Source organism: Duganella flavida (assembly GCF_009857445.1).
GTDB lineage: Bacteria > Pseudomonadota > Gammaproteobacteria > Burkholderiales > Burkholderiaceae_D > Rugamonas > Rugamonas flavida.
The window spans coordinates 385,234-407,807 of record NZ_WWCN01000003.1 but is presented as its reverse complement, the minus strand read 5'-3'; the positions used below and the strand labels follow the sequence as shown (position 1 = coordinate 407,807).

The window sequence follows — 22,574 nt, the reverse complement described above, 5'->3', positions numbered from 1 at the left end:
TGTGGCGCGTACTAATTATTTCCCTTATTCAAAGTGCAGGCAAGCGCGGCAATAACGAATCAGGGTTAAATGTACTCTGCAAGCGACAGCTTTTGTCGTCATTCTCAGTATTACAAAGTGCCACGCACGGATTCAAAAGTGCGGGCACGGCACAAAAAAATAACACGACCGTTCTTTTTATGCGGTATAGTGAGCAAGCCTAGCATTCCAACCAAGAACACAAGGAAGAGACATGACTGCTGAATATCAAGTGCACGGCGCAGTTGCCGTCATCACGCTGAACAATCCGCCGGTCAACGGCATGGGCCTGGTAACGCGCACGGCCGCCGTCAAGGGCATCCAGCAAGCGCTGGCTGATGATGCCGTCAAGGCCATCATCATCACCGGCGCCGGCAAAGCCTTCTCGGGCGGTGCCGACATCAAAGAATTCAACACCCCGAAAGCATTGCAGGAACCTAGCCTGCACACCCTGATCGCCACCGCCGAGAGCTCGACCAAGCCGGTAGTGGCGGCGATTCACACCGTCTGCATGGGCGGCGGCCTGGAACTGTCGCTGGGTTGCCACTATCGTGTGGCGCTGCCGGGCGCGCAGATTGCGCTGCCGGAAGTGAAACTGGGCCTGCTGCCGGGCGCCGGCGGCACCCAGCGCCTGCCGCGCGTGCTGGGCCTGGAGCCGGCACTGAATATGATCGTGTCGGGAAACCCAGTGCTGTCGGAAAAACTGCCGGCCCTGTTCGACGAAATCTTTGCCGCCGATGCCGATATCGTGCAATCGGCCGTGGCGTTTGCGGAAAAGATTGCCGATGCGCGTCCGCTGCCGAAAGTGCGCGACCGCAAAGTCGACTATCCGAACCACGAAGCCTTCCTGCAATTCTCGCGCAACACCGTGAAAGCCATGTCGGGCCCGTTTCCGGCGCCACTGGAATGCGTGGAAACAGTGGCCGTCTCGGTCACCATGAAGTTTGACGATGGGATGAAGTTCGAGCGCGAGCGCTTCCTGCACCTGATCCAGACCACCGAATCGAAAGCGCTGCGCCACGCCTTCTTCAGCGAGCGCACCGCCAGCAAGGTGCCCGACGTGCCGGCCGATACGCCGGTGCGCAGCATCAAGTCGGCCGCCGTGATCGGCGCCGGCATGATGGGTGGCGGCATTGCCATGAATTTCCTCAACGCCGGCATCCCGGTCAAGCTGCTGGAAACCAAACAGGAAGCACTGGACAAAGGCATCGCCACCATCCGCAAGAATTACGAGAGCAGCCTGAAAAAGGGCAAGCTGACGCAAGAGAAGCTGGACCAGCGTATGGGCCTGCTGACCAGCACGCTGTCCTACGACGAGATCGGCCAGGCCGACATCGTGGTGGAAGCCGTGTTTGAAGAACTGGGCGTGAAAGAAGCCGTGTTCCGCAAGCTGGACGAAGTGATGAAGTCGGGCGCCATCCTGGCCACCAATACCTCGACGCTGGACGTCGACAAAATCGCCGCCTTCACCAAGCGCCCGCAAGACGTGATCGGTACCCACTTCTTCTCGCCGGCCAACGTCATGAAGCTGCTGGAAATCGTGCGCGGCAAGGAGACTGGCAAGGACGTGCTGGCCACCGCGCTGGCACTGTCCAAAAAGCTGAAGAAAACCGGGGTGGTGTCGGGCGTGTGCGACGGCTTCATTGGCAACCGCATGATCGAGCAATACAGCCGCCAGGCTGGCTTCCTGCTGGAAGAGGGAGCGCTGCCGGAGCAGGTCGACAAGGCGGCCGAGAAATTCGGCTTCGCCATGGGGCCGTTCCGCATGGGCGACCTAGCCGGCAACGACATCGGCTGGGCCATCCGCAAGCGCCGCTACGTTGAGAAGCCAGAGATCACCTACTCGAAAACCGCTGACCTGTTGTGCGAAATGGGCCGCTACGGCCAGAAAACTGGCGGCGGCTGGTACGACTACAAGGCTGGCGACCGCAAGGCTTACCCGAACGAGCAGGTCAATGCCATGATCGTGCAGCACTCGGCTGACCTCGGCATTACCCGCCGCAAGATCAGCGACGAGGAAATCGTCGAGCGCCTGGTGTACTCGCTGGTGAATGAAGGCGCGCTGATTCTGGAAGAGGGCATTGCCCTGCGCGCCTCGGATATCGACATGGTCTACCTGACTGGCTACGGCTTCCCGCTGTACCGTGGCGGCCCGATGTTCTACGCCGATACGGTCGGTCTGCCGAACGTGCTGGCGGCGATCAGTAAATACGCCAAGGGCCACCAAGGCCAGGCATGGCAACCGGCGCCGCTGCTGCTTAAGCTGGCCGCAGAAGGAAAGTTGCTTAATAACTAGTAGTTGTTGCATTATGAACACATGAATTGATATTGTATTCACATTTTCGGCCGGGCTCGTTATAATCGAGCCCGGCCGTTTTTGTTTTCCTGCGCCCAGGAAACGGCTGATAGTCCACGTGGGCGTGACGACTTCAAACGATAAAATTTAGGGATTCCCATGAAGCACACTATTTTCGCAGCAGCACTGGCCCTGGCCAGCATCTCCGCCGCCCACGCTGACGCCATCAACGGCCTGTACAACACTGGTCTGGGTGCGAGCGGCAGCGCCGACGCTTACTACAGCCTGAGCTCGGCTGTCAGCAGCACCGCGTACACCAGCACCGAAGCCGCATGGCCGATCAACGACGGTACCTGGCTGCACAATACCGAGACCTCCAAGTGGATCACCCCACTGCTCGACCAGGCGCAAACGCTGGATCCTAGCGTTGACGGCACCTACACCTACAAACTGAGCTTCGACCTGACCGGCTACAACGCCAGCACCGCCTCGTTCACTGGCCACTTTGCCGCCGACAACGCCGTCACCATCAAGCTGAACGGCACCGATATCGCCAGCGGCGTCGGCTTCTCGTCGTGGCAGGACTTCAGCGCCAGCAGCGGTTTCGTCGCCGGCCAGAACAGCCTGGAATTCGTGGTCACCAACTACCGCCAGGGTTCCGGTAATCCGACCGGCCTGCGCGTCGAGTTCAGCGAATCGAATATCACCGCCGTACCTGAGCCAGAGACCTACGCCATGCTGGTGGGCGGCCTGGCACTGGTGGGCGCCATCGCTCGCCGCCGCAAACAGAAGTAATCTGTGGGAAAATGCTCACATGCCATAAAGAAATTTAAATGGCTTGTGAGCATGAGTGGAAAAAGCCCGCTATAATTTGTTCCAACAGCACCCATCTTTCGACGCCCTAAAAAACGGTTCGATCAACACCAAGCATCCGCACTGATGCTGGCTGATACGCTAACCAACCATTTTTTAGAGGCTCTCATGAAACGCTCCCTGATTGCAGCCGCCGCACTGGCGCTGACCGCCATCACCTCCGCCCACGCTGCCACTATCACCGGCCTGAAGAACACCGGCCTTGGCGTGAGCGGCGCCAACGACACCAACTACAGCCTGAGCTCGGCTGTCAGCAGCACCCCCGTCATCACTTACGACGCCCAATGGCCGATCGGTCCCTGGATGTCCAACGACACCACCTCGAAATGGATCACGCCGACCGCCAGCCAGGGCGAAAGCTTTGACCCATGGAGCAACGGCACCTACACCTATTCGCTGAGCTTTGACCTGACTGGCTTCAACGCGGCCAGCGCAGCGTTCAGCGGCCGATTGGCAGCGGACAACAGCGTGGTGGTCAAGCTGAACAACAACGTCATCGGCAGCGCGTCCGGCTTTACCAACTGGACCAGCTTTGGCGCCAGCAGCGGTTTCGTCGCCGGCGTCAACACACTGGACTTTGTGGTGACCAATTGGGCGCAGAACGGTGGTAATCCGACCGGGCTGCGGGTGGAGTTTGGTTCGTCGAGCATTGCGGCGGTTCCGGAACCGGAGACGTACGCGATGCTGTTGGGCGGCCTCGCCATGGTCGGCGCCTTTGCGCGCCGCCGTAAGCAGCAGTAAGTAGTCGTTTTAAGTAGCACTGCAGTACCGTAGCATCGTAGTAAGGGACTCCTTGGGTTTATTTCACCGCCTCTCCACGAGGCGGTTTTTTTTGCCCGCAACCCGGGGTCAGTTCTGCCAATCGCACACGAGCTCTTCACTATCTCATGATCTGCATCATGTGCTGTGATTCAGGAGGATGTATGTTGTCTGGATGAGCCGACCTTTAAGACAGGAATTTGCCGGTGCTTTTTACCACGTCATGTCGCGGGGTGATCGGCAACAGGTGATTTATCGGGATGATACCGATCGACTGGTGTGGTTGGACATGCTTGCCAGCACCTGCGCACGCTTCAACTTTAAAGTTCACGGTTTTTGCCAGATGACGAATCACTATCATCTGGTTGTGGAGACCGGCGATCCAAACCTGTCCCACGGAATGCGCCAGCTGAACGGTCAATATTCACAGTACTGTAACCGTAGGCATAAGCTGGTTGGCCATTTGTTCCAAGGGCGCTATAAGGCGATCTTGGTGCAGAAAGAGTGTTATGGGCGCGAAGTGGTGCGCTACGTTGTTTTGAATCCAGTTCGCGCGGGCATGGTTGCCGCGCCTGGTGAGTGGCGCTGGAGTAGTTACCAGTTGATGGTTCAAGATGCTCCAGCGCCCTCCTGGCTGGAGACCGACTGGATACTCTCCCTGTTTGGCCTAGACCGCGAGCAGGCTATTGAAGCCTATCGGCAGTTTGTTGCGCAGGGTGTCGGTGCGGCTAATCCTATGAAGAATGTGATGCATCAACTCCTTTTGGGAGATGAGGCTTTCGTTGCTAGCCGGCGCAGCGCACAATCCTTTACTCGGTTGAATGAAGTCACCAAACAGCACCGGCGTGCATTTGCACTTACTTTAGCGGAGTACCAGGCAAAATTTGCCAATCGGGATGAAGCCATCACCGAGGCGTATTTTTCTACTGCCTACACCATGAAAGAAATTGCGGCCCATTTTCGCGTCTCTTACCGGACGGTTAGTCGCGTCGTTCGCAGGCAAGAATCCTCATCTAAAGCAGAGGCCGTGTACGATTGGCAGAACTGACCCCGGGTTTTTGCCAGAAAAAAAGCCGCCCGGGGCGGCTTGGGGTGGGGACTGCTGGGGTTAGTCGGCTGCGTAGATGTTGTTGTCCTTGGTTTCGCCGATGAACAGTACGCCGATCACGACGGTGATCAGGGCGACGATGATCGGGTACCACAGGCCGTAGAAGATGTCGCCCTTGAACGCCACTAGCGCGAACGAGATGGTTGGCAGCAGGCCGCCGAACCAGCCATTACCGATGTGGTATGGCAGGGACATCGAGGTGTAACGGATGCGGGTCGGGAACATCTCCACCAGCATGGCCGCAATCGGGCCGTACACCATCGTCACGTACAACACCAGGATGAACAGGATCAGGACCACCATCGGTTTGTTGATCTGCGAGTCGTCCGCCTTAGGTGGGTAGCCGGCCGCTTTCACGGTGGCGGCAACTTCTTTCTTCAGCGCAGCGTCGGAATCTTTACTGGCTTTGTCGAAGTTCAGGCCGTCCGCAGTCAGCACCGCGTTGAAGGCGGTGATTTCCTTATCGCCGACTTTGATCTTGGCCACGCTGCCAGCCGGCGCGTCTTGCTTGGTGTAGTTCACCGAGGCGTTGGACAGGATGCTGGTAGCAATGTCGCACGACGAGGTGAATTTCTTCTGGCCGGTCGGGTTGAACTGGAAGTTGCACGATGCCGGATCAGCGATCACTACCACGGGCGAATTTTTCAGCGCTGCTTCCAGCTGCGGATTGCCGTAGTGGGCCAGGGCGCCGAACAGTGGGAAGTAGGTCGCCGCAGCCAGCACGCAGCCGCCGAGGATGATGTATTTACGGCCGATCTTATCCGACAGCATGCCGAAGAAGATGAAGAACGGAGTCGCCAGAGCCAGCGACAGCGCGGTCATGATGTTGGCGCTGGCACTATCAATCTTCAGTACCTGGGTCATGAAGAACAAGGCGTAGAACTGGCCGGTGTACCACACCACCGCTTGGCCCATGGTCAGGCCGATCAGGGCCAGGATTACGATTTTCAGGTTTTTCCATTGGCCGAATGCTTCGGACAGCGGCGCTTTCGAGGTCTTGCCTTCGGCTTTCATTTTGGCGAAGGCCGGCGATTCATTCATCGACAGGCGTATCCATACCGAAATACCCAGCAGCAGTACCGACACCAGGAACGGCACACGCCAGCCCCAGGCATTGAAGGCTTCCTCGCCGATGGCGGTACGGGTGCCCAGAATCACCAGCAGCGACAGGAACAGGCCCAGCGTTGCAGTGGTCTGGATCCATGCGGTAAACGAGCCGCGCTTGCCGTGCGGTGCATGCTCGGCCACGTAGGTGGCTGCGCCGCCGTACTCGCCGCCCAGCGCCAGCCCTTGCAAAATACGCAGTGACACCAGCACAATCGGCGCGGCAATGCCGATCGCCGCGTAGCCGGGTAACAAGCCGACAATGAAGGTGGAGGCGCCCATGATCAGGATGGTGATCAGGAAGGTGTATTTACGGCCGATCATGTCGCCCAGGCGGCCAAACACCAGCGCGCCAAATGGTCGCACGATGAAGCCCGCAGCAAACGCCAGCAGTGCAAAGATGAAGGTGGTGGTCGGCTCACCGATAAAGAACTGCTTGGCGATAATCGGCGCCAGCGAGCCGTACAGATAAAAGTCGTACCATTCGAACACGGTGCCGAGCGAGGACGCAAAAATCACTTTGCGCTCTTCGGCGGTGATCGGGGTGGCTTTGCCCGACGCGCGCGGGTCAGCTGTTCCTGTATTTGCCATGATGTGTGTCTCCTTTGATTTTGTAGGATGTTTTTCCCCAGCTGCGATAGTTATTCTTTCGTCAGCTTATCCGCAGTCTGGACTCTTAACCTTACGGCATTCTTGCGCGAAACTTACGTGAAACTGACAAATAAATTTGCGAACGACCGTACTAAAAATGTGCTATTCTGGTCCGAATAACACTTCATTCCATAGGAGACTCTCATGATTGACGCCGTCATTGTATCTACCGCCCGCACGGGTTTGGCCAAGTCGTGGAAAGGCGCGTTCAACATGACGCACGGCGCCACGCTGGGCGGCCATGTGCTGCAAGCCGCGATCCAGCGCGCTGGCATTGAAGCTGGTGAAGTTGAAGACGTGCTGGTCGGCTGCGCCAATCCTGAAGGTGCCACCGGCGGCAATATCGCACGCCAGATCGCGATTCGCGGCGGCTGCCCGGTCACCACCGCCGGCATGACCATCAATCGTTTTTGCTCCTCCGGCCTGCAAACCATCGCTACCGCCGCCCAGCGCATCATCGCGGGCGAGGGCGACATTTTCGCCGCTGGCGGCGTCGAGTCGATCTCCTGCGTGCAGCAGGAAATGAACCTGCATATGTATAAGGAAGTCTGGCTGTCGCAGCACAAGCCGGAAATCTACTGGCCGATGCTGCAAACCGCCGAGACCGTCGCCAAGCGCTATAGCATCAGCCGCGAGCGCCAGGATGAGTACGGTGCACAAAGCCAGCAACGCGCCGCTGCCGCCCAAGCCGCCGGCCTGTTCGATGCTGAAATCGTGCCGATGACTACCGTCATGGGCGTGGCTGACAAAGCTTCCGGCATGCTGCTGTCGCGCGAAGTGACCATCTCGGCGGACGAAGGCATTCGCGCCGATACTACTTACGAAGGCGTCTCGAAAATCCGCAGCGCCATGCCGGGCGGTGTTATCAGCGCCGGCAACGCCAGCCAGTTCTCGGACGGCGGCTCGATGTCGATTGTGATGAACGCGCAGACCGCCGCCGCTAAAGGTCTGCAGCCGCTGGGCGTTTTCCGTGGCTTCGCGGTCGCTGGTTGCGAGCCTGATGAAATGGGCATCGGCCCAGTGTTTGCGATTCCTAAGCTGCTGAAAAAAGCCGGCCTGAAAGTCGAAGACATCGGCCTGTGGGAATTGAACGAAGCCTTCGCCGTGCAAGTGCTGTACTGTGCTGACAAGCTGGGTATCCCGATGGATCGCTTGAACGTGAACGGCGGCGCCATCGCCGTCGGCCACCCATACGGCGTATCTGGCGCGCGCCTGGTCGGCCATGCGCTGATCGAAGGCAAACGCCGCGGCGTTAAATATGTCGTTGTCACCATGTGTATCGGTGGCGGCCAGGGAGCGGCAGGCCTGTTCGAAGTGGTGTAAGCCACATGGACTCGACCATCCTGTCGCGTCGCGACCTCGCGTTCATGCTGTACGAATGGCTGGACGCTGAGGCGCTTACCAAGCGCAGCCGCTTCGAAGATCACAACCGTGAAACCTTCGACGCCGCCCTTGATACCGCCGAACGGCTCGCCACCGAGCTGTTCGCCCCTCACAACAAAAAGTCCGACAGCCACGAGCCGCACGTGGTCGATGGCAAGGTGCAGATCATCCCCGAGGTAAAGACTGCGCTGGATGCCTTCAGTGCCGCCGGCCTGATGGCGGCCGGGCAGGACTACGAGCGCGGTGGCATGCAATTGCCAGCGGTAGTCGACAAGGCACTGGCGGCCTGGTTCACGGCGGCCAACGTCGGTACTGCGGCCTACACCTTCCTCACCATGAGCAATGCCAACACCTTGCTCAAGACCGGCACGCCGGAGCAGATCGAACGCTTCGTCAACCCAATGCTGGAAGGCCGCTACTTCGGTACCATGTGCCTGTCCGAACCGCAAGCTGGTTCCAGCCTGTCGGATATCACCACCCGCGCAGTGCCAGACGGCGAACACCAGTACCGCATCACCGGCAACAAGATGTGGATTTCGGCCGGCGAGCATGAGCTGGCGGAAAACATCATCCACCTCGTACTGGCCAAGATTCCCGGCGAAGACGGCAAGTTGATTCCGGGCGTGAAAGGCATCTCGCTGTTCATCGTGCCGAAGTATCTGGTCAATCATGATGGCAGCGTCGGCGCGCGCAACGACGTGGCGCTGGCCGGCCTGAATCACAAGATGGGCAATCGCGGCACCACCAACTGCTTGCTCAATTTTGGCGAGAACGGCGGCGCAATCGGCTACCTGGTCGGCAAGCCGCACCACGGCCTGGCCAATATGTTCCACATGATGAACGAGGCCCGCATCGCCGTCGGCCTCAACGCCGCAGTGCAGGGCTACACCGGCTACCTGCATGCGCTCGATTACGCGCGCAATCGTCCGCAAGGCCGACATCCAGCGCAAAAGGATCCGTCGCTGCCGCAGCTGCGCATCATCGAACACACCGACGTGCGGCGCATGCTGCTGGCGCAGAAGGCTTATGTTGAAGGCGGTCTTGGACTGGTGCTGTACAGTGCCCGTCTGGTTGACGAGCAAAACAGCGCGGAAACGCCGGAAGCCCGCGAGCATGCGGCGCGGCTGTTGGAATTCCTGACGCCGATCACCAAGTCGTGGCCGTCGCAGTGGTGTGTGGAAGCGAACTCACTGGCGATCCAGGTTCACGGCGGCTACGGCTACACGCGCGAGTACAACGTCGAACAGTTTTATCGCGACAATCGCCTGAACGCGATTCACGAAGGCACACACGGCATCCACGGCCTCGATCTGTTAGGGCGCAAAGTTTCGCAGCAAGATGGCGCCTTGTTCAAAGCATTTGGCGCCGAGATCCGGAAAACGGTACGTAAAGTGCGCGGCAGCGTGGGCGCGCCGGACGTCGCACCGGTGGGTTACGCGGACATCGGCAAGGAATTGCTGTCACACGCAGACGCGCTGGAGCATGCCTGGCAAGCCTTGGAGCAAACCACGCAGAAGCTGTATGCTGTTGGCGACATGAACAAAACGCTGGCCAACGCCAGCACCTATCTGGAAGCGTGCGGCCATATCGTAGTCGCGTGGATCTGGCTGCAGCAGGCCTTGCTGGCCGCCGCATCCATGCAGCAAGGCGATGCTGATTTCTATCGCGGCAAGCTGCAAGCCTGCCGCTATTTCTTCCGCTGGGAGCTGCCAAAAATCGGACCGCAGCTGGAACTGCTGTCCAGCATAGACACCACCACGCTCGATATGCAGGATGCGTGGTTCTAATATCCAAGGAGACAAAATGCGCACTACCCAAGAACTGTTTTCGCTGGCCGGCAAGACCGCGCTGGTAACCGGCGGCTCGCGCGGCCTCGGCTTGCAAATGGCGCTGGCGCTGGGCGAGCAGGGCGCCAAGATCGTGGTCTCAGCCCGCAAGCAGGCTGACCTCGACGAAGCTGTGGCCTACCTGTCGCAACACGGCATCAGCGCGCACGCGATTGCCGCCGACCTGTCCCAGGACGAGCAGGCTTCGCAACTGGTTGATGGCGCGATTGCCCACCTCGGCCATATCGATATCCTGATCAACAACGCCGGCGCCAGCTGGGGCGCGCCTGCGGAAGACCATCCGGTCGATGCATGGGACAAGGTGATGGACCTGAACATCCGCAGCATCTTCGTAGTGTCGCAGCTAGTCGGCAAGCGTTCGATGATCGCGCGCCGCTACGGCCGTATTATCAACATCGCTTCGATTGCTGGCCTGGCCGGCAACCCGCCTGGCACCATGCAAACCATCGCCTACAACACCTCGAAAGGTGCGCTAGTTAACTTCACCCGCACGCTGGCCGGTGAGTGGGGCCGCCATGGCATTACCGTCAACGCGCTGGCGCCGGGCTTCTTCCCGTCGAAGATGACCAAGGGTCTGTTGTCGGTGATGGGCGAGGAATTGATCAAGCACGCACCGCTGAACCGCCTCGGTGACGACGAAGACCTGAAGGGCGCAGCGGTGCTGTTCGCCTCCGACGCAGGCAAACACATCACCGGCCAGATCCTGGCTGTGGACGGCGGCGTCTCGGCGGTGTAAGCATGTTGGAGATTCCTGAGTCGTACCAACGCATCGTACTGGCGGCGCGTCCACGTGGCCCGGTGGCGGCGGAGAACTTTCGCCTCGAAACCATGCCGGTGCCGCAACTGGCCGATGGCGAAGTCCTGATCCGCAATCACTACCTGTCGCTGGATCCGTATATGCGCGGCCGCATGAGCAAGGCCGCCAGCTACGCTGCTTCGCAAGCGCTGGAGGAGACCATGATCGGCGGCACCGTCGGCCAGGTGGTCGCGTCGCGCAACGAGTTCTACAAAGTCGGCGATTACGTCAACGGCATGCTGGGCTGGGCCGAGATGGGCGTGTCAGACGGCCTGCTGCTGCGCAAGCTCGACACCACGCGTATTCCCTTGTCGGCTTTCCTTGGCGTGGTCGGCATGCCGGGCATGGCGGCGTGGTACGGCTTCAACCAGATCATGGAAGCGGCTGCTGGCGAGACGATCATTGTGTCGGCCGCCAGCGGCGCGGTCGGCAGCGTGGTCGGCCAGTTGGCGCGGCTGCGCGGTTGCCGCGTGGTCGGCATCGCCGGCGGTCCGGAGAAGTGCGGCTACGTGGTCAACGAGCTGGGCTTCGATGCCTGCGTTGATTACAAAGCCGGTAATCTGGAAGCCGATCTCGCCGCCGCCACGCCGGATGGTGTCGACGCCATTTTCGAAAACGTCGGCGGCGCTTGCCTCGACGCCGCATTGGGCCGCACCAACGCCTTTGCGCGGGTCGCGCTGTGCGGGCTGATCGGCGGCTTCAATGGCGCCGACATGTCAATCAAGAACGCGCGCGCGCTGCTACTCAATCGCCTGACGCTGCGCGGTTTCATCATCACCGAACATATGGAATACTGGCAGCAGGGCTTGCAGGAACTGGCCGTGCTGGTCGCCAATCGTCAAATCAAATACCGCGAATCGGTGGCGGACGGCCTGGCTGCCGCGCCGGAAGCGTTCATGGGCCTGCTGCACGGGCGTAATTTTGGCAAACAACTGGTGAAGCTCATCTAAAAAAATGAAAACATTCCGAGACAAAGTCGCCGTCATCACCGGCGGTGCAAGTGGTTTGGGCCGTCAATTCGCCAACGTGGCGGCGCGTGAAGGCATGAAGCTGGTGCTGGCCGACGTGCAGTCAGATGCACTCGATCGCGCGACGGAAGAGCTGCGCGCGCAGGGCGCCAGCGTGATCGGCCGCCTGTGCGATGTGCGCAAGAGCGAGCAAGTGCAGGCGCTGGCCGATGCCGCCGTGGCCGAATTCGGCGCGGTGCACCTGGTGTTCAACAACGCCGGCGTTGGCTCGGGTGGCCTGATCTGGGAAAACACCGAGGCTGACTGGGAATGGGTGATGGGCGTGAACGTCTGGGGCGTGATCCACGGCGTGCGTATCTTCACCAAGCTGATGTTGGCGTCCGCCGCCCAAGATCCGGCGTTCGAAGGCCACATCGTCAACACCGCTTCGATGGCCGGGCTGGTGAACACGCCGGCAATGGGCGTGTACAACGTCTCCAAGCATGCCGTGGTGTCGTTGAGCGAAACCCTGTATCACGACCTGCAGCTGGTTGAAGCGCCGATCGGTGCTTCGGTGCTGTGCCCGTACTTTGTCCCGACCGGCATCAGCCAGTCGCACCGCAACCGTCCGGAAGATGTGCGCATGACGGCTGGACCAACCGCCAGCCAGCTGGCCGCACAAGTCATGACCGACAAAGCCGTCTCTTCAGGTAAAGTATCGGCCGAGGATGTGGCCGAGACGACCTTCAAGGCGATTGCCGCCGGCCAGTTCTACATTTACTCGCATCCGGAAGCATTGACCGGCGTGCGCGAGCGCATGGAGCACATCGTGGCGGGCGACAATCCGGCCGATCCCTACACCCATGCGCCGCAGCTACGGGAGATCTTGCGCGCCAAAATCAAGGGAGCTAAACAATGATCAAGTTGGGAGACTGGAGCACGCTGAGCGCTGACGCAAAGCTGATCCGTTTCGAAGTGTTCGTGCAGGAGCAAAACGTGCCAGCCGAGCTGGAGATGGACAATATGGATGCGGTCTGCCTTCACGCCGTGGCCTACGATGATGCCGGTGTGCCGGTCGGCACCGGCCGCCTGCTGCCCGACGGTCACATCGGCCGCATGGCGGTGCGCAAGGCGGGCCGTGGCAATGGTGTCGGCGGCGAGTTGCTGCAGGCGTTGATGGCGCAAGCCAAGGCGCGCGGTGACACGGTGGTGGTGCTGAGCGCGCAAACGCACGCAGCGCCGTTCTACCTGCGCCACGGTTTCAGCATCGATGGGGAACAGTTCTTCGAGGCCGGCATCCCGCACATCACTATGCAGCACACCTTCTAAATTGCCTGCTCAGGCCTCGCTGTTGATCAGCAGGCCTTTGTTAGGGCTATTGAGGTTTTTCCCGATTTCCAGCGATTGCTCGGACGGGAACTGATGCAGCACCTTCTTCGTTTCAGTGTCGATCACTTTCACCACGGAAAGTCCGCTATCTTCATCGATACTGAAATGTACTTCATCGTTGTCGACGTGCTGGTTAAGCGCATCGACCGAATTTCTTAACTCAGTTTTACTTGGTGTACGGGCCGCAGGGGCGTCTTTAGAGGCGACAATACCCAGTGCAGGTGTCGTCGTCCCTCCGCTCTTACCAGACGTGGGCATGGCGCTTGCGGGTAGCAAATCCAGTCGACTGATGCTGCTCGTGTCCATGATGGTCTTTTTCCTTCGTTTTGATGGGATAAATTACCCCACTACCGGTGATAACGGCAGGCCTGAAGAAAAATTGAGTTCAATGTCAAAGAAAATGCAAAAAATTTCCGCCGGTTCGCTGGACCCGGCGGACTGGCAGCAGTTCCGCGCCCAGGGGCACCGCATGCTGGACGATATGGTTGATTATCTGGAACACATCCGCCAGCGACCGGTCTGGCAGCCTATTCCCGATGTGGCGCGCGAGGCGTTCTTAGCCAGCATGCCGACGCAGGGGCGTGACCTGACCGAGGTGCACCAGCAATTCATGCAGCAGATTTTGCCGTACGCGGTTGGCAATGCGCATCCGGGCTTCTTCGGCTGGGTGCATGGCGGCGGCACGCCAGTCGGCATGCTGGCCGAGATGCTGGCGGCGGGCTTGAACGCCAATCTCGGCGGGCGTGACCAGATTCCGGTGGAAGTCGAGCGCCAGCTGGTGCGCTGGATGGCGGACTTGTTCGAGTTCCCGCCGTACGCTTCCGGCTTGTTCGTGACCGGCAGTTCGATGGCGAATATGATTGCGGTGCTGGTGGCGCGCTATCACGCACTGGGCCGCGAAGTGCGCAGCCATGGCATTCCGCCCAAGCGCCAACTGGTGGCTTATGCGTCGGCCGGTGCGCACGGTTGCATCGCGCAGGCGATGGATCTGGCCGGGCTGGGCAGTACCAACCTGCGCAAGATCCCGATGAACGATCGGTTCCAGATGTGCACGTCCTCGTTGGAGGTGGCCATCACGGCTGACCGCCAGGCCGGTCTGCAACCGTTCTTTATCGCCGCCACGGCGGGCACGGTGGATGTGGGCGCGATCGATGAGATGCCGGTGATTGCCGCGATCGCCGAGCGCAACGGCTTGTGGTTCCATGTCGATGGCGCGTACGGAGCGCTGGCCATGCTGTCGCCGGCATTGCAGCCGCTGCTGGAGGGTATCGAGCTGGCCGACTCCATCGCCTGCGACTTCCACAAATGGGGGCAAGTGCCGTACGACGCCGGCTTCATCCTCGTGCGCGACGGCGTGCTGCACCTCGAAACTTTCTCCACCCCCGAAACCTATCTGCGCCGTGATACGCGCGGCATGGCAGCCGGGTCGCCGTGGCCGTGCGATTTCGGCCCGGACTTATCGCGCAGCTTCCGCGCCTTGAAGACGTGGTTCACCTTCCAGGTCTACGGTGCGGAACGCATCGGCCAGGCCATCCATCAGACCTGCGTGCTGGCGCGCGAACTGGCCGAGCGCGTGTGCGCCGAACCGGCGCTGGAGCTGCTGGCGCCGGTGGCGCTGAACATCGTCTGCTTCCGCGTGCGTCACGACGGCGATGTGGATGGCTTCAATGCCGCTTTGGTGGCGGACTTACAGGAATCCGGCATCGCCGCGCCGTCACTGACCACCGTGCGCGGCAAGCTGGCGATCCGCGTGGCCATTGTCAACCACCGCACCGGCCGCACCGATCTCGACGCCCTGATGACCGCCGTACTGACATACACTCACACCACGGAGTCCGCATGACTTTTGATGCCAACACCATCGGCCAGCACAACGCGCCCTTGATCGGCGTGGCCCCACTGATGCGCCGCGCCTTCGCCGGTGAAGACCTGACGCCCATCGGCCAGATTCTGCTGCAACGCGCGCAAACCTATCCCAACGACGGGCAAGCCTACATGGATTTTTCCACCGTGCTGCAACTGACCGGCAACCGTGATGACGCGTTGGCAGTGCAGGCGGAGGCCATCATGCTGCAGCAGCATTACACGCTGCCGTCACCCCAGCCCGGCCTGACGCTGCTGGTGCTGATGGGCCCCGGCGATCTGATGGCCAACACGCCGGTCGAATTCCTGGTCGAGGACAGCGACGTCACGCTGGAACTGCTTTACCTGCGCGCCGACGAAGAGTTTCCGGACGAGGTGCCGGACCATCACGTGATGCTGGTGGCCGTCGCCGAATCGGAAGCGAACCAGCCGCTGCTGGAACGGCTGGCGGAATACGTCAGCGACTGGCCGCGTCCGGTGATCAACCGGCCGGAGCGCATACGCAAGCTGTCGCGGGACGGCGTGTGCGCGGCCTTGCAAGGCGCACCGGGGATCGAGATGCCGCTGTCGGTGCGCGTTGGACGCTACACCTTGTTCAAGGTCGCGTCACGCGAGCAGCCGATTGAAGCACTGCTCGGCGATGGAGGTTTTCCTTTGATTGTGCGCCCACTCGGTTCGCACGCGGGCACCAACCTGGAGAAGGTCGACACGCCGGCCCAGTTGGGCAAGTACCTCAATGAAGTGAAGGGCGAGCAGTTCTACATTTCGCGCTTTGTCGACTACCGCAGCGCTGACGGTTTGTTTCGCAAATACCGCGTGGCGCTGGTGGATGGCAAGCCGTACATCTGCCACTACGCCATTTCCGAGCGCTGGATGATTCACTACCTGAACGCCGGCATGACCAACAGCCCGGATAAGCGCGCGGAAGAGGCGGCCTGTATGGCTGGCTTCGACGATGGTTTCGCCGTGCGCCACAAAACGGCGCTGGAGGCCATCAATCAGCGCATGGGCTTGCCATATCTCGGCATCGATTGCGCTGAAATGCCAAACGGTGATTTGCTGATTTTCGAAGTGGACAACGCCATGATCGTCCACGCAATGGACCCGGAGGACATGTTCCCGTACAAAGCGCCAGCCATGCAGCGCGTGTTCAACGCCTTCCGGAACTTGCTAGGTCGCGCTGCTGCCTAGCAGGCGTTCGAAGAAAGCCAGCTTGCGGGCGTAGCGCTCGCTGCGCCAGTCCATCCGCCAGTCCAGCACCAGCTCGCCGTGCTGGTGGATGCTGACCGACAGTGGACGGTTCAGCAGCACCATGTGCACGTAGCAGGCGAAGCACTCGGCGAAATCCTCGTGCACGCTGGCGGCCGAGTACAGCGTTGGGAAACTGGTGCGCTTCAGGGCGCGATAGATGTCGGTCATGTAGCCGGCAGGCAGGCGTGGATCGCCGTCGTAGTGCGAGACGCTGGCGCGCAAGGCAAAGTCGTTGCCGGGCAAGGGCACGATGCGGCGCTTGTCGTCGATCTGCCAGGAGAGCGGCAGGTAGGAATAATCGTCCACAGTGCTGTGGTCGGGCAGGCCGCTCCACCAGTCGGGCAGGAAGTTTCGGCCGGCGCTGAGCGCGTGGCCGAGTTCGTGCAGCAGCAGGAAGCGGATGGCGTGCAGCAGGTCATCGTCGTTATTGTCGGCGATGCGCATCGTGAGTGTCATGGCGGCGGTGTTGTCGAACGGCGAGCGTTCGCGCCAGCTAGCCCAGGCGTTGGCGCCGGCGTGATCGAGCGCTTCTATATCCAGTACGACGATCAGGCCGAGGAACTCGCTGTGCGGCGAGACCACGATATCGGTCACGGCAGACGAGCCGAGACCGTTGGCGAAATAGACGCCGAGGAAGCTGTCCTGCAAGCGGGCGCTGACGGCGTGCGGTAACTCCGCCAGCGCCAGCCGGATGCGCATCATCAGCGCTTCATCGGGCGTGGCGGTGCGGGTGTCGGTCCACACACGGCCGGCGTTGACTTGCGAAATATGTCGAAGCGCCTCGTCCGGCGCGGGGCCGTAGCGTTCGTGGAGAGGTTTGTCGAATACGTTGATCCAGGTGCTATCTGCGCTGGCAATAATCATGAAAATAAGACGGTTGTACTGCCTGGGGCAAGAACAACCATCTTATTTCACGACGATACGCAGCACGTGTTAAGCCGTGTTAAAGCAGGTAAAGTCGGTCTGGGGTTGATGCTGCTTGTTGCCGTAAATGTGTGCGGCACTAACCCAACCCGCACACCGCTGCTAGCCAGGGTCTGACCCCGTACGGGGTCAGACCCTTTCGTTCGGGGTACTTTTTTAGGGCGCTATCGCAACGGCGGTGGGTACTCATCATGCGTACCCCGTTCAATGCACCAGCATTTCTTGCAGCGTGGCGTGGGCGTCGGCGTAGAGTTTGACGACGGTGGAGGTGCGCGTGCCGTAGCTCGGACTTTCGATGCGCACTGCTGACAGCACGCGTTCCAGGTCCAGCGAGACGCCGGTTTCGGGCAGGCGCAGGTCCGGCGCTTGCGCGGTGTCGGACAGCATTTCAAAGAAGGCGTCGTCCGGTGCGCCGAGGCATAGCAGGCTGGCGAATTGGGCTTTCGTCTTCAGGACTTTCGGCCATGGTGCGTCCAGCAGCGCATTGGACAGACCGTAGACGCCGGGTTGCAATGGTTGGCCGTTGCGCGGGTCGTTGTCGCCTTTGTTGGAGTACCAGATCAAGCTGTCGCGGTCGGCCAGCACGAGGTTGAAGCCGTTGTACTCATGCGCGGTGGCGCGGATGGATTCGACGTATTCCCGCGGCGTCATGCTGCTCGCCAGATAATCGGCGACCAGTTGGCCGCGCGACGGCGCATCATCCTTGTGCTCGGCCGGTGCGCGGATATTGGTGATGGCGGCGAAGCGTGCTGGCTGGCCATCTTCCGTTGGCTGGGTGATGCCCATCCAGCTGCCGCCAGCCTGCAAGTCGCGGCCCGCGTAAATCTGCGGATGCTCGGGCCAAGCGGCGGCCGGGGCGGTGGCGCGCTGGTAGTATTCATCACGGTTGGCGGCGGCGATCAACGGCACCGCTGGCACGACCTGCCAGGCAAAAACGATCAGGCACATGGTGGCACCACATCCAGAAAAACTTCGGTGTGACGCAGGCCCGCAATCCAGGCCAGCACACCAGCTTCATGGACAGCGCTGTCCAACGCTGCCGCAAATCCTTCAGGCGTGGATGGGTACACTTCCATCCACGTCTGCACGCCGTCCTTGGACTCCGGGCGGCGTTTGAGTTGGCCTGCAACGCCGTGGCGCTGCGCCAGCGCCGCCTGCATCGCGGCGACAGCCGTCTGCAAGGACGCCGCGTCGGCGTCCTTGACCTTGTAGTAGATGTAGAGATCCATGCTTAGAGATCGAGCGGTTCCAGCGCGTACGGCATGTCGAGGAAGACCAGTGCCGTGCCCTCGGCCGAGCCGAGACGCACCGAGCCTGCTTCGATCGCGGCCAGCTTCATTTCGACCAGCGCGTCGACGCCGCCATTGCCGTTCGGTGCGGCGTTGACGATCATGCCGCATGGTTGCTCGGGATCGGCGGTGGCAAACACTTCCATGCCAGCCGCTGCGGCCGCATCAGGAATCGAGACCAGCGTGGTGCGGCGCTTGAGCTTGCCGAGGTACTGGCTGCGCGCGACGATCTCTTGTCCCGGGTAGCAGCCTTTCTTGAAGTTGACGCCGCCCAGCAGTTCGTAATTCACCATCTGCGGCACGAACTGTTCTTGCGTACCCTTGGCGATTTGCGGAACACCGGCGTGGATTTCGGACAGCTGCCATGCTTCGCTGGAGGCGGCCAGTAGCTTGCCTTCCAGTGCCGGCAGCACGGTGTCAGCGGTTTCAGTCGACATCAGCCATTGATAGCGCGGCGCACCGAAGGCATCGGCCACGCGGATCAGGGTGCCGAGTGCGTGATCGACTTTGGCGTACGGCGTGGCGGGCAGAGTCTCGAACCACGCTTGCAGCGCGACTGGCGCTTGCGCGCCGCCGATGCCGAGCACCACCGCATTGGAAGGCGCTTCGGTGGCGTCACTCAGCTTGGTTTTGGCGCGCAGGACGAACATCGACAGGCGCTTTTGCACCGGCGCTTGGATTTCATGCGGCAGTTGCAGGAAGATAGTCGAAGTGCTGCGCCACATCAGGAACGAGGCCAGCAGGCGGCCTTTCGGCGAGCAGTAACCGGCCAGGCGGGCTTCGCCCTGGCCGAGGTGCTCCACGTCGTTGGTCAGCTGATTGTGCAGGAAGCTGGCGGATTCTTCGCCGTCCAGTGCGATCAGGCCGAGGCCGGTGATGCGGGCGACGAAGCCGGCGGCAAGTTGGGTAGGGCTCAAGGAAGACATAATTTTCAATCTTTTCACTGGGAAGGCATTATCATTACGGGCTTATTATAGTGATGTCGCGCAAAACGCGTCAGATCGTCCCGATCCACCAATTCGGCTTCAACAATGGCTTTTATCAAAAAAATAATTAGTCTGTTTATCGTACTCGCCATTCTCGGCGGCGGTTATTTCATGTACTGGTCGCAAAAGCCCATCATCCCCGGGGATGCCGAGGCGATTGAATTCAGCATCACCCCCGGCAGCGGCGCCCATGCGGCCGGCCAGCAAATCGCTGAAGCTGGGATTCCGATGGAGCCGCTGCTGTTCAATCTGCTCGCACGCGTGACCGGCAAGAGCGCCAAGTTGAAAGCTGGTTCCTACGAACTGAAGCCGGGCTCAACGCCGCTGCGCCTGATCGACCAGTTGGCGCGCGGCGAGTATGCGCAAGAGCAGCTGACCATCATCGAAGGCTGGACTTTCCGCCAGATGCGCGCCGCCATCGCCGCGCACAAGGGCTTGAAGCACGACACCATCGCGCTGTCCGACGCCGAAGTGATGAGCGCCATCGCCTCCGATTACAAGCAGGCCGAAGGCTTGTTCTTCCCTGATACCTATCTGTTCGCCAAAGGTGCGAGCGACCTGCAAATTTACAAGCAGGCGCATGTGATGATGCTGACCCGCTTGTCGGAAGCCTGGGAAAAACGCGATCCGGCGCTGCCGTACAAAAATCCGTACGAAGCGCTGACCATGGCCTCCATCGTGGAAAAGGAAACCGGCCAGAAGTCTGAGCGCGGCATGATCGCGGGTGTGTTCGTCAACCGCCTGAAGATCGGCATGCTGCTGCAAACCGATCCAACCGTTATCTACGGCATGGGCCTCAAGTACGATGGAAAAATCCGCAAGAAGGATCTGGAAACCGACACACCTTACAATACCTACACGCGTTCTGGCCTGCCACCAACGCCGATCGCTTTGCCGGGCGTGCAATCGCTGACGGCCGCACTGGCGCCGGCCAAGACGGCCGCGCTGTATTTCGTCTCCAAGGGCAATGGCACCAGCCAGTTCTCGGACAACCTGAACGATCACAATCGGGCAGTCAATCAGTATCAACGATAAGAATAATGAGTAAATTCATCACCTTTGAAGGCATCGATGGCGCCGGCAAGTCCACGCACATCGCCTTCGTTGCGGACTACATTCAACAGCGCGGCATCGAGCTGGTGAGCTCGCGCGAACCGGGCGGTACACCGCTGGGCGAAAAGCTGCGCGAGATCGTGCTGCACGAAAAAATGCACCTCGAAACCGAGGCGCTGCTGGTGTTTGCCAGCCGCCGCGAACACATCGCGGAAGTGATCGAGCCGGCGCTGGCGCGCGGCGCCTGGGTCATCTCGGACCGCTTTACCGATTCCAGTTTCGCCTACCAGGGCGGCGGCCGCGGCCTGGACCGGGCCAAGCTGGAAGCGCTGGAGCAGTGGGTGCACGCGGACCTGCAGCCGGACCTGACCTTGCTGTTCGACGTACCGCTGGATGTGGCGCGCGCCCGTCTGGACGCCACCCGCGAGCTGGACAAGTTTGAGCAGGAGAAGGCCGACTTTTTTGCCGCCACCCGCAACGAGTATCTGCGCCGCGCAGCGCAGTTCCCGCAGCGCTTCCGTGTCATCGATTCCACACAAAGCATCGCTGCGATTCAATTGCAGATCGCAAGCATCCTCGACGCTTGCTTTTGAAATACAATACTGATTAATGAGCAATTCCATCTACCCGTGGCAAGAATCGTCGTGGCAGCAGCTGCAAGCGCTGCGCCCGCGTATGCCGCACGCCATCCTGTTCCATGGCGCCGCCGGGATAGGCAAATCCGACTTCATCGAGCGCTTTGCACAAGGCCTGCTGTGCGAGGCGGTGCTGGCGGACGGCCACGCCTGCGGCCAGTGCGCCTCGTGCGGCTGGTTCTCGCAGCAAAACCATCCGGACTACCGCCGCGTGCGGCCGGAGTCGATGGAAGACGAGCCGCCGGCTGATGGCGAAGAGGGCGAGGGCGAAGCCAAGAAGGCCGCCAAGTCCAAAACGCCGTCCAAGGAAATCAAGATCGAACAAATCCGTGCGCTGGCGGATTTCATGAATATCTCGACCCACCGCCAGGGCTTGCGGGTGGTGGTGCTGTATCCGGCCGAGGCGCTGAATATGCCGGCCTCCAACGCGCTGCTGAAGACGCTGGAAGAACCGCCGCCTGGCACCGTATTCCTGGTCGCCTCCAACAGCCTGGAGCGCGTGCTGCCGACCATTCTGTCGCGCTGCCGCAAGTTCGCCATGCCGATGCCGAGCCACGGCGAAGCGCTGGCATGGTTGAAGGAACAAGGCGTGGCGGATGCCGACAGCTGGCTGCGCGAGCAGGGCGGCGCACCGCTGGCCGCCATGACACAGGCTGAATCCGGCAGTCGCGAGGATCTGGAAACCCTGCTGCAGCTGCTGGCGCATCCGAGCATTGAAGGCGCGCTGAAAGTAGCCGACAAGTTACAAAAAGTCCCGCTGAGCGGACCGGTGTCATGGTTGCAGCGCTGGCTTTATGATGTGTTTTCCTACAAACTGGCAGGTAACATCCGGTATTATCCTCGCTACCAGAAAGAGCTGGCCGGACTGGCCGACAAGATCCACGTCAGCCGCTTGCTGGCCGCGATCAAGGGTGCCAACGAGCGCCGCGCGACCGCAGATCATCCGCTGTCGCCAAAGCTGTTTTTGGAGGATATGCTGCTTGAGTACACCAACTGCTGCGCCTGAAAGGTAAGGAATGTCCGCTGCCAGCCCTCTCGACCCGAACACCGTGCCGTTGACGCCACGGCCGACGGTGCTGTCGCTGGCGATCAAGGAAAAGGCGGCGCTGTATGCCGCCTATATGCCGTTCCTGAAAAACGGCGGCATGTTTGTGCCGACCCAGAAGCCATACAAACTCGGTGACGAGATCTATCTGATCCTGGCGCTGATGGACGATCCCAACAAATATCCCATCGCAGGCAAGGTCGCCTGGATCACGCCGCCCGGCGCGCACCACAACAAGGCGCAGGGCATCGGCGTGCATTTCCCGGACGACGAGAGCGGCCAGCGCGCCCGCCTGCGGATTGAAGAAATCCTTGGCGCTGCGTTGCGTTCTTCGCGCGCTACCCATACTTTGTAACC

Annotated in this window: 22 protein-coding genes; 16 read left to right on the top strand and 6 right to left on the bottom strand. The window is 60.6% G+C overall.

The genetic code is table 11. From position 1 onward, the window contains the following. Positions 1 to 232 precede the first annotated feature (232 nt). The 4 genes from GTP46_RS06400 to GTP46_RS06385 all read left to right on the top strand — a co-directional run bounded on the left by GTP46_RS06400 (position 233) and on the right by GTP46_RS06385 (position 4,994). Entirely contained in the window at positions 233 to 2,314 is a 2,082-nt protein-coding gene (locus tag GTP46_RS06400) for a 3-hydroxyacyl-CoA dehydrogenase NAD-binding domain-containing protein (RefSeq protein ID WP_161005775.1), read from the top strand. A 159-nt stretch (positions 2,315 to 2,473) separates the two neighbouring features. After that, entirely contained in the window at positions 2,474 to 3,109 is a 636-nt protein-coding gene (locus GTP46_RS06395; RefSeq protein ID WP_161005774.1) for a PEP-CTERM sorting domain-containing protein, read from the top strand. A 186-nt stretch (positions 3,110 to 3,295) separates the two neighbouring features. Further along, positions 3,296 to 3,928 (top strand): PEP-CTERM sorting domain-containing protein, encoded by a 633-nt coding sequence (locus GTP46_RS06390; protein WP_161005773.1) that lies wholly within the window; start codon positions 3,296 to 3,298, stop codon positions 3,926 to 3,928. Positions 3,929 to 4,121: 193 nt separating this feature from the next. Further along, a complete protein-coding gene (locus GTP46_RS06385; protein WP_161005772.1) occupies positions 4,122 to 4,994 on the top strand; it encodes a transposase in 873 nt (290 codons plus the stop codon). 60 nt (positions 4,995 to 5,054) lie between these two features. Here the strand turns inward: GTP46_RS06385 and GTP46_RS06380 are convergent, their stop codons facing one another. Continuing rightward, complete coding sequence (locus GTP46_RS06380; protein WP_202414164.1) at positions 5,055 to 6,749, bottom strand: MFS transporter; 1,695 nt, start codon at positions 6,747 to 6,749, stop codon at positions 5,055 to 5,057. A gap of 204 nt (positions 6,750 to 6,953) precedes the next feature. Here GTP46_RS06380 and GTP46_RS06375 point away from each other — a divergent pair, with 204 nt between their 5' ends. Genes GTP46_RS06375 through GTP46_RS06350 form a run of 6 tightly spaced genes read left to right on the top strand, consistent with a single transcriptional unit; the run spans position 6,954 to position 13,111 of the window. Then, entirely contained in the window at positions 6,954 to 8,132 is a 1,179-nt protein-coding gene (locus GTP46_RS06375; protein WP_161005771.1) for an acetyl-CoA C-acyltransferase, read from the top strand. Between the two features lie 5 nt (positions 8,133 to 8,137). Next, positions 8,138 to 9,979, top strand: coding sequence for an acyl-CoA dehydrogenase (locus GTP46_RS06370; RefSeq protein ID WP_161005770.1), 1,842 nt, complete (start codon positions 8,138 to 8,140; stop codon positions 9,977 to 9,979). A 16-nt stretch (positions 9,980 to 9,995) separates the two neighbouring features. After that, the gene (locus GTP46_RS06365; RefSeq protein WP_161005769.1) at positions 9,996 to 10,775 is read left to right on the top strand and encodes an SDR family oxidoreductase; all 780 of its coding nucleotides are present in this window, start codon (positions 9,996 to 9,998) and stop codon (positions 10,773 to 10,775) included. Positions 10,776 to 10,777: 2 nt separating this feature from the next. Then, positions 10,778 to 11,785, top strand: a complete 1,008-nt coding sequence (locus GTP46_RS06360) for an NADP-dependent oxidoreductase (RefSeq protein ID WP_161005768.1) — start codon at positions 10,778 to 10,780, stop codon at positions 11,783 to 11,785. Positions 11,786 to 11,789: 4 nt separating this feature from the next. After that, positions 11,790 to 12,701, top strand: a complete 912-nt coding sequence (locus tag GTP46_RS06355; RefSeq protein WP_161005767.1) for an SDR family oxidoreductase — start codon at positions 11,790 to 11,792, stop codon at positions 12,699 to 12,701. Beyond that, positions 12,698 to 13,111 (top strand): GNAT family N-acetyltransferase, encoded by a 414-nt coding sequence (locus GTP46_RS06350; protein ID WP_161005766.1) that lies wholly within the window; start codon positions 12,698 to 12,700, stop codon positions 13,109 to 13,111. Before GTP46_RS06355 ends, GTP46_RS06350 begins: the two co-directional genes overlap by 4 nt. 9 nt (positions 13,112 to 13,120) lie before the next feature. Here GTP46_RS06350 and GTP46_RS06345 read toward each other — a convergent pair whose 3' ends face one another. Further along, a complete protein-coding gene (locus tag GTP46_RS06345) occupies positions 13,121 to 13,477 on the bottom strand; it encodes a flagellar protein FlaG (protein ID WP_161005765.1) in 357 nt (118 codons plus the stop codon). Between the two features lie 94 nt (positions 13,478 to 13,571). On the opposite strand from GTP46_RS06345, the gene GTP46_RS06340 reads away from it, so the two are divergent. Together GTP46_RS06340 and GTP46_RS06335 are read left to right on the top strand one after the other, a co-directional pair. Further along, on the top strand, positions 13,572 to 15,014 hold the full coding sequence (locus GTP46_RS06340; protein ID WP_229258818.1) for a pyridoxal phosphate-dependent decarboxylase family protein: 1,443 nt from the start codon (positions 13,572 to 13,574) through the stop codon (positions 15,012 to 15,014). Further along, the gene (locus GTP46_RS06335) at positions 15,011 to 16,225 is read left to right on the top strand and encodes an ATP-grasp domain-containing protein (protein ID WP_161005764.1); all 1,215 of its coding nucleotides are present in this window, start codon (positions 15,011 to 15,013) and stop codon (positions 16,223 to 16,225) included. Before GTP46_RS06340 ends, GTP46_RS06335 begins: the two co-directional genes overlap by 4 nt. On the opposite strand, the gene GTP46_RS06330 is transcribed toward GTP46_RS06335, so the two are convergent. From GTP46_RS06330 to ygfZ, 4 genes are all read right to left on the bottom strand, one after another. Next, positions 16,205 to 17,149 (bottom strand): hypothetical protein, encoded by a 945-nt coding sequence (locus GTP46_RS06330; RefSeq protein ID WP_161005763.1) that lies wholly within the window; start codon positions 17,147 to 17,149, stop codon positions 16,205 to 16,207. The two genes, GTP46_RS06335 and GTP46_RS06330, sit on opposite strands and share 21 nt — an antisense overlap. 264 nt (positions 17,150 to 17,413) lie before the next feature. Continuing rightward, on the bottom strand, positions 17,414 to 18,157 hold the full coding sequence (locus GTP46_RS06325; RefSeq protein WP_161005762.1) for an NRDE family protein: 744 nt from the start codon (positions 18,155 to 18,157) through the stop codon (positions 17,414 to 17,416). Continuing rightward, the gene (locus GTP46_RS06320; RefSeq protein WP_161005761.1) at positions 18,148 to 18,438 is read right to left on the bottom strand and encodes a DUF4936 family protein; all 291 of its coding nucleotides are present in this window, start codon (positions 18,436 to 18,438) and stop codon (positions 18,148 to 18,150) included. Before GTP46_RS06320 ends, GTP46_RS06325 begins: the two co-directional genes overlap by 10 nt. Before the next feature lie 2 nt (positions 18,439 to 18,440). Further along, positions 18,441 to 19,424, bottom strand: a complete 984-nt coding sequence (gene ygfZ / locus GTP46_RS06315) for a CAF17-like 4Fe-4S cluster assembly/insertion protein YgfZ (RefSeq protein WP_161005760.1) — start codon at positions 19,422 to 19,424, stop codon at positions 18,441 to 18,443. A 105-nt stretch (positions 19,425 to 19,529) separates the two neighbouring features. Here ygfZ and mltG point away from each other — a divergent pair, with 105 nt between their 5' ends. From mltG to GTP46_RS06295, 4 genes are read left to right on the top strand one after another with little or no spacing between them, the layout of a single operon-like run. Beyond that, on the top strand, positions 19,530 to 20,519 hold the full coding sequence (mltG, locus tag GTP46_RS06310) for an endolytic transglycosylase MltG (RefSeq protein ID WP_202414163.1): 990 nt from the start codon (positions 19,530 to 19,532) through the stop codon (positions 20,517 to 20,519). A 5-nt stretch (positions 20,520 to 20,524) separates the two neighbouring features. Then, entirely contained in the window at positions 20,525 to 21,130 is a 606-nt protein-coding gene (gene tmk / locus GTP46_RS06305) for a dTMP kinase (RefSeq protein ID WP_161005759.1), read from the top strand. Between the two features lie 16 nt (positions 21,131 to 21,146). Then, a complete protein-coding gene (locus GTP46_RS06300) occupies positions 21,147 to 22,178 on the top strand; it encodes a DNA polymerase III subunit delta' (RefSeq protein WP_161005758.1) in 1,032 nt (343 codons plus the stop codon). 10 nt (positions 22,179 to 22,188) lie between these two features. Further along, positions 22,189 to 22,572 carry a PilZ domain-containing protein gene (locus GTP46_RS06295; protein ID WP_161005757.1) on the top strand — a complete coding sequence of 128 codons (384 nt, stop codon included), beginning with the start codon at positions 22,189 to 22,191 and terminating at the stop codon, positions 22,570 to 22,572. Positions 22,573 to 22,574: the final 2 nt, after the last annotated feature.

Bases quoted from the DNA above. Each gene is read 5' to 3' on its own strand.
- GTP46_RS06400 (WP_161005775.1), top strand. From the start codon at position 233: ATGACTGCTGAATATCAAGTGCACGGCGCAGTTGCCGTCATCACGCTG.
- GTP46_RS06395 (WP_161005774.1), top strand. From the start codon at position 2,474: ATGAAGCACACTATTTTCGCAGCAGCACTGGCCCTGGCCAGCATCTCC.
- GTP46_RS06390 (WP_161005773.1), top strand. From the start codon at position 3,296: ATGAAACGCTCCCTGATTGCAGCCGCCGCACTGGCGCTGACCGCCATC.
- GTP46_RS06385 (WP_161005772.1), top strand. From the start codon at position 4,122: ATGAGCCGACCTTTAAGACAGGAATTTGCCGGTGCTTTTTACCACGTC.
- GTP46_RS06380 (WP_202414164.1), bottom strand. From the start codon at position 6,749: ATGGCAAATACAGGAACAGCTGACCCGCGCGCGTCGGGCAAAGCCACC.
- GTP46_RS06375 (WP_161005771.1), top strand. From the start codon at position 6,954: ATGATTGACGCCGTCATTGTATCTACCGCCCGCACGGGTTTGGCCAAG.
- GTP46_RS06370 (WP_161005770.1), top strand. From the start codon at position 8,138: ATGGACTCGACCATCCTGTCGCGTCGCGACCTCGCGTTCATGCTGTAC.
- GTP46_RS06365 (WP_161005769.1), top strand. From the start codon at position 9,996: ATGCGCACTACCCAAGAACTGTTTTCGCTGGCCGGCAAGACCGCGCTG.
- GTP46_RS06360 (WP_161005768.1), top strand. From the start codon at position 10,778: ATGTTGGAGATTCCTGAGTCGTACCAACGCATCGTACTGGCGGCGCGT.
- GTP46_RS06355 (WP_161005767.1), top strand. From the start codon at position 11,790: ATGAAAACATTCCGAGACAAAGTCGCCGTCATCACCGGCGGTGCAAGT.
- GTP46_RS06350 (WP_161005766.1), top strand. From the start codon at position 12,698: ATGATCAAGTTGGGAGACTGGAGCACGCTGAGCGCTGACGCAAAGCTG.
- GTP46_RS06345 (WP_161005765.1), bottom strand. From the start codon at position 13,477: ATGGACACGAGCAGCATCAGTCGACTGGATTTGCTACCCGCAAGCGCC.
- GTP46_RS06340 (WP_229258818.1), top strand. From the start codon at position 13,572: ATGCAAAAAATTTCCGCCGGTTCGCTGGACCCGGCGGACTGGCAGCAG.
- GTP46_RS06335 (WP_161005764.1), top strand. From the start codon at position 15,011: ATGACTTTTGATGCCAACACCATCGGCCAGCACAACGCGCCCTTGATC.
- GTP46_RS06330 (WP_161005763.1), bottom strand. From the start codon at position 17,149: ATGATTATTGCCAGCGCAGATAGCACCTGGATCAACGTATTCGACAAA.
- GTP46_RS06325 (WP_161005762.1), bottom strand. From the start codon at position 18,157: ATGTGCCTGATCGTTTTTGCCTGGCAGGTCGTGCCAGCGGTGCCGTTG.
- GTP46_RS06320 (WP_161005761.1), bottom strand. From the start codon at position 18,438: ATGGATCTCTACATCTACTACAAGGTCAAGGACGCCGACGCGGCGTCC.
- ygfZ (WP_161005760.1), bottom strand. From the start codon at position 19,424: ATGTCTTCCTTGAGCCCTACCCAACTTGCCGCCGGCTTCGTCGCCCGC.
- mltG (WP_202414163.1), top strand. From the start codon at position 19,530: ATGGCTTTTATCAAAAAAATAATTAGTCTGTTTATCGTACTCGCCATT.
- tmk (WP_161005759.1), top strand. From the start codon at position 20,525: ATGAGTAAATTCATCACCTTTGAAGGCATCGATGGCGCCGGCAAGTCC.
- GTP46_RS06300 (WP_161005758.1), top strand. From the start codon at position 21,147: ATGAGCAATTCCATCTACCCGTGGCAAGAATCGTCGTGGCAGCAGCTG.
- GTP46_RS06295 (WP_161005757.1), top strand. From the start codon at position 22,189: ATGTCCGCTGCCAGCCCTCTCGACCCGAACACCGTGCCGTTGACGCCA.